Origin of the sequence: Psychrobacillus antarcticus (assembly GCF_029533155.1) — a bacterium.
Classification (GTDB): Bacteria; Bacillota; Bacilli; order Bacillales_A; family Planococcaceae; genus Psychrobacillus; species Psychrobacillus antarcticus.
The window spans coordinates 1-5,164 of sequence record NZ_JAIZDB010000058.1; the positions used below are offsets into that span (position 1 = coordinate 1).

Consider the following 5,164-nt stretch of genomic DNA (forward strand, 5'->3'; position numbering starts at 1 on the left):
CGTAGTATTCTATACCCAGGTTTTCACATTTTCATTCTCTGTGGTGTAGCGCTGATTTTGCGCTACATGGATGGCTAACGGGTGCTTTAGCAAAATATGGCCATCATTTCGATGGGCTTTTTTAAAGTCCAAAATATTAAATTGATCTCAGATATGCAATGTGAAATGTTACACTTAAACTAAAGCCGCATTTAGTTTAACAGGGCGAAGAGGTTATACTATAAAAAAGTGAATTGTTTTTAGAGGGGAATTAATAAAATGCCAATTAGAAAAATTGGAGATTTTTATGTAAACATTGAAGATGGAAAAAAGCAATTAGGAATAGATTCAAATAATATAAGTGGTTGTATTAAAGAATATAAAAGTGGTAAATACGATGGAGTGTTCGGTTCCGCTGATTATGGTTTTAAAGAAGATAACTTTGATTTTCTACATGAACTAAGTAACGTAAAAAAAATATGGTTTAATGATCTGGATTTAAAAAATATAGATGGTGTTTATTCATTAAAATCATTAGAACATTTTGGTGTTCATGGTAAAAGAACAGGTCTTAACTTTGCTTTGTTAGAGAACTTAATACAAATATCTACCGATTGGATTTCTAAAGATGAAAAATTGGATAGTTGTATTCATAACGAGAATTTTTACTTTTGGCACCATAAACCGAAAGAAAAGAGTTTTGAGAAATACACATTTCCAAACTGTTCAAACGAAGTTCATTTAAATTGGTCTAATGTCTATGATTTAACTACCTTGAATGGTTTGAAAGGAATGAAAAGACTTAGGATTCATAGGTGTAGGAACTTAGTTTCTTTAAGGGGTCTTGAGAATTACAGAGATACATTGGAAGAAGTTTTTGTGGATACATGTGGAAAGCTAACTGAATATAACTTTATAGGAAATTTCCCTAAGCTGAAATTAGCAGTAGTGAATGGAGATGTTTTGAAAAATGAGAATCCCATTAAATTATTAAGCTAGCGGGTTCTTCTTCAACTAACGGGTGCTTTAGCAGAACAAGGAGGGGATTAAAATGCCAACTTGCGATAATTGCCATAACAAGTGGAACTGGAAGCAGACGATTAAAAAAACGACGACATTAAATCCTGTAATGACATGCCCATATTGTGGGGAAAAACAATATCAAACGCAAAAATCCAAAACAAAAATTGGTTTTCTTACTAGCATTGTCTTATTGCCACTTCTTCTTCAAATTTTTTTTGATATGCCAGGAGCTTTCTTATTGAGCTTATTTCCCATTTTAACCGTTATTTTTATTCTTTTATATCCGTTTTTAATCAAATTAAGTAGCAGAGAAGAGTATATAAATTTCTAAGGATAAATAGTGAAGAAGTATTCAAGAATAGGGAGCAATTGTTGTATAAGCTTCACTTTTCTTCTTCAACTCCCATGAAAATTAAAAAATGCTTAAAATCCATAAAATTGCATTACAAAAAAGACTCAGAAAAAGCTTTTTTAAAAAAAGGCTGAGCCTTCAGAATGTTCATATTGAGTTAAAGAGTAAAACAGGAATCAACTCCATTCTTCTAGAGTAAAGGCAAGGCTGGTGCAATAACCAGAGTAGGATTAATCTCCCATGAGTGCTACTCGTATAGAGTGCGACAGTCTGTGATGCACCGTGGTCGTTGGAGTCAGACTAACGGAAGGGCTCTAAGGCACCATAGTTCATCGACCTTCTTCGCCAGCCATACTGAACTATACCCGTTCCCGTTCTGCAACAATTTTCATCCTCTGTGGTGCAGCGTTTTTTTGCTGCATGGATGGCTAACGGGTGCTTTACTTCAAGAAGGAGTAAAGCCTTTTTTCTTATTAAACTAAAGCGGCAGTTTAGTAAAAGAAGGATTCTCTGATAAAAGGAGTATTTTGTTAGTAATATTGGTTCTAAAAGTGCATATCACGAAGTATTAACACCATCCTAGATAGGCACATTGATCATAGGATGGTGTTAATTTTGAGGTTCTTAAAAATAGTTTCTTGTTTGTTAGTTATTTTTTTAGTTATTTTAAATTTGATTGGTCATAAAGGAATCGCTTCAGATGGTGAAATTACGCTAAAAGAGGCTATTAATCTTGGATTAGATAGAGCAAAAAAATGGAATGAGAATGCGTAAGAAAAGAACAAATGCGAGAAAGAAGCGATACTGGAGATTATAAAGTTATTCTCGCATTTGTCTTTATAATTATATTCATGATTTTTATTCAATATAAGAGCACATGCCCAGAAATACTGGAAGTCATTCAATCGGAATAACATCATATTCAAATTTTAAAGTAGAAGATGGGTGTATATCTAGAAAGCCAGTTCAAAAAAATATTATTTAAGAAAAAGGAAAAATGCGAGGACGGACCAAGATGATTAGCTATCTTCGTCTGATGTCAGCAAGTTCAGCCGCACTAATTTAATCGGAATATTGGTTACTCTTATTATTACTTTCTCTGTTGTCCATTTAGAAAACAGCCTCCAGTATGAATAAATAATTAATTAAACAATGTCCTTGTTCTTGTAAATTTGTTGATTTAGAGTTTTTACTTTTTCAGTTAAATCGTTGACTTGTTGAATCATATTTTTAAGGTTATCTATTTTACCTTGTTGTTCTTTATAATCTTCTTCTGATCCGAGTAGTATAGAAATTGCTGAAATCGCATCGCCGATTGTAATGGTTAATGCGTCCATCACTGCACGATGTACCGCGTGAATTTCTGTATCGGAATTTTGATTATTTTGATCGATACCTTCACCATTTGACAATATTGGGTAACCTCCTAATATAAAAAATTAAATAACTTAACATAGTTATATGCTTAGTAACAATTTATATGAAAAAGGTTAAATTGAAAGAGACAATGTTGGTATTCGTTATCTCAGTGCTTCAGCACTGTAAACGCTTCTGCAAATTTTCGTGCAAAAGATAGAGGAGATTCTACAGACTGAAAGTGTACATATAAAATTGTTGGATTAGTAAAAACCCAGTGATTATGAATGGCACTAACAATTAGCTCGTTTTTTACAAGTACTCTAAGGAATGAGGGTAATTCTTCTTGAAGTATTACCACTTCACCAAGGTTAAGTGCAATCCCTTCGTAATCCAATGACTCAAAAGTTATTCCAGCAGGAAGTGCACTACGACTCGGGCGGTTTTGTATGGTAAGTGGAAAATTTCGTTTAAGCTCCACTGAACAAACACCATTTTTCATATTTGCTATACCATTAACAATTTGAGCAAATTGGTTGCAAATACTTTGAAAGTCATGCACAAAATACACCTCTTTCTTTTTCATCATTTTATGAACTAAAAACAGTTATCTAGAACGCAATAATAGTACGAAAAATTAAATGTACATATTGCGAACAAAAAGTATATTTTTATTATTAACTTTAGTGTTTACTTCTATAAGATATTATCGCAGTTTTTAATGCTGCATAATTGCCTACAGCTGCATAGCCGTAAAACCAGCCCATGAAAAGACCTGCCACTAAGTTATGTCGATGGCTAATGAAGATAGAAATTAATAAACCAAGTATTAATGCAATGAGAGGTACAAATTTGTTTGGGGTTTTAAAATATATTTTTATTAGTTGAGTTATAATTATTATTACTGGAATAGCTATCAGAGCATCCCAAAAGTTTGTATGAATTATTGGGAAATGCATTTAATCACCTCTTAAATAGAGTGTCCCAATAATAAAAATCTAACCATAAAAAGCCAAAGTTTGTTCTAAGGTAATGTCGCAGTACGATCATTAAGTGAAAGCAATCTGTTTCACTTCATCCCTTTTTAAATAGCAAAACAAAAAATAATCGTAAGATATAAAACAAAGACGCTAAAGCTAACAAAGAGTTTATCAAAATGCACGCCCCTATTTAATTAATGAGGACTACGAACAGGCTATATAGTCCAATGAACTATATATAAAAATGTGAATAAAAACATAACGATTGCGCTATAGGCAAGGAAAGTCCATGGGAGTCCACTGCCAGAAGTCTGAAATAGCCTATAAACAATATAGCTTTCAGATATAACGAATAAAACCGCCAAGATTATGTATACAGACATACCTAGAATAAGTAGCGCTCCTTTATTGCAAGGTAACCTTATTTTGGCTTACTGAAACAGATTTTATTTTTTCATAGTACGACCAAAGAGCCTCGCAATAAAAAAAGACCCTATTCAAGGTCTAGTAATTTTTATTTCACTGTTCACATGTTCCCGAAGGAGTAGTAATTCAATAACATCTTGTGCGGAATATGAATATGGAGAATGCTCGGGAACAAGTTCGTTGAATTGTTTAACGATGTCAATTAGGGTTTCGAAATAAAAATCATTTAAAATTATTTCAAGTTTAGTCAAAGTGTTCACCTACTTCTTTTCTAGAAGTATGACCCTTTGGGGTGGGATTTATTCAAAAAGGACCAGAGCCTAGATCGGCAATATCAACAGGCTTCCCATACTGCTTTCGGCTCTAGATAAAAACAATATTGACTAAAGTAAATTAATTTTAACAATGTGTTCAAAAAAGAGATTGAAGATGGAAAAAACAAAATGGGTTTATATTCAATCAGAACCATAGTTTTTTACAGTAGGTTTTTTTACTCCAGATGGTACTTGGCATACCGATAGCGATTAGGGCAGTAGAAATGAAGCACCTATACGATTGCATTATTTAAACTGTGGAAAAGAGAACGATTAGTTCATAGTTCGTAGATAATGTGTAATAAATGAGAAGGTGCTAACACGGCAGGTTAGTTCATTAAAAGGTCCATTTTAAAAAAGGAAGATTCGATGCTTAATATGCATCAGTTCTTCCTTTTACTTGGTGAACATTTAAAAAGTGTTTAGTAAAACTTGATAAATGCTCCGTCTTTGTTTTGCAATTGTCTTCTATAAAAAAATAAAAACTATATTACTCTATTGTTGCCAGTTGTGTCCAGGTTGCATATAAGGTTAGAATTCATGTCTTTGAATCCAATTGGACTCATGTTGCTCATATCCAGGCTGACCCTACTGCCATGGTTGACCTTGATGCCATGGTTGACCTTGATGCCATGGTTGACCTTGATGCCATGGTTGACCTTGATGCCATGGTTGACCTTGATGCCATGGTTGACCTTGATGCCATGGTTGACCTTGATGCCATGGTTGACCTT

7 protein-coding genes are annotated in these 5,164 nt (G+C 33.4%); 3 read left to right on the forward strand and 4 right to left on the reverse strand.

All coding sequences use genetic code 11. The features are described from left to right. Window positions 1-258 precede the first annotated feature (258 nt). From LDK52_RS19725 to LDK52_RS19735, 3 genes are all read left to right on the forward strand, one after another. Window positions 259-978, forward strand: coding sequence for a hypothetical protein (locus LDK52_RS19725; RefSeq protein WP_277587612.1), 720 nt, complete (start codon window positions 259-261; stop codon window positions 976-978). A 52-nt stretch (window positions 979-1,030) separates the two neighbouring features. Further along, the gene (locus LDK52_RS19730; protein WP_277587613.1) at window positions 1,031-1,333 is read left to right on the forward strand and encodes a TIGR04104 family putative zinc finger protein; all 303 of its coding nucleotides are present in this window, start codon (window positions 1,031-1,033) and stop codon (window positions 1,331-1,333) included. Between the two features lie 636 nt (window positions 1,334-1,969). Next, window positions 1,970-2,128: a hypothetical protein gene (locus tag LDK52_RS19735; RefSeq protein WP_277587614.1), complete on the forward strand. Its 159-nt coding sequence runs from the start codon at window positions 1,970-1,972 to the stop codon at window positions 2,126-2,128. A gap of 371 nt (window positions 2,129-2,499) precedes the next feature. Here LDK52_RS19735 and LDK52_RS19740 read toward each other — a convergent pair whose 3' ends face one another. The 4 genes from LDK52_RS19740 to LDK52_RS19755 all read right to left on the reverse strand — a co-directional run bounded on the left by LDK52_RS19740 (window position 2,500) and on the right by LDK52_RS19755 (window position 4,367). Next, the gene (locus tag LDK52_RS19740) at window positions 2,500-2,766 is read right to left on the reverse strand and encodes a hypothetical protein (RefSeq protein ID WP_277587615.1); all 267 of its coding nucleotides are present in this window, start codon (window positions 2,764-2,766) and stop codon (window positions 2,500-2,502) included. 113 nt (window positions 2,767-2,879) lie between these two features. Further along, on the reverse strand, window positions 2,880-3,272 hold the full coding sequence (locus tag LDK52_RS19745) for a DUF1259 domain-containing protein (protein ID WP_277587616.1): 393 nt from the start codon (window positions 3,270-3,272) through the stop codon (window positions 2,880-2,882). A 121-nt stretch (window positions 3,273-3,393) separates the two neighbouring features. Beyond that, the gene (locus LDK52_RS19750; RefSeq protein ID WP_277587617.1) at window positions 3,394-3,669 is read right to left on the reverse strand and encodes a hypothetical protein; all 276 of its coding nucleotides are present in this window, start codon (window positions 3,667-3,669) and stop codon (window positions 3,394-3,396) included. 518 nt (window positions 3,670-4,187) lie between these two features. Then, the gene (locus LDK52_RS19755) at window positions 4,188-4,367 is read right to left on the reverse strand and encodes a hypothetical protein (protein WP_277587618.1); all 180 of its coding nucleotides are present in this window, start codon (window positions 4,365-4,367) and stop codon (window positions 4,188-4,190) included. Window positions 4,368-5,164: the final 797 nt, after the last annotated feature.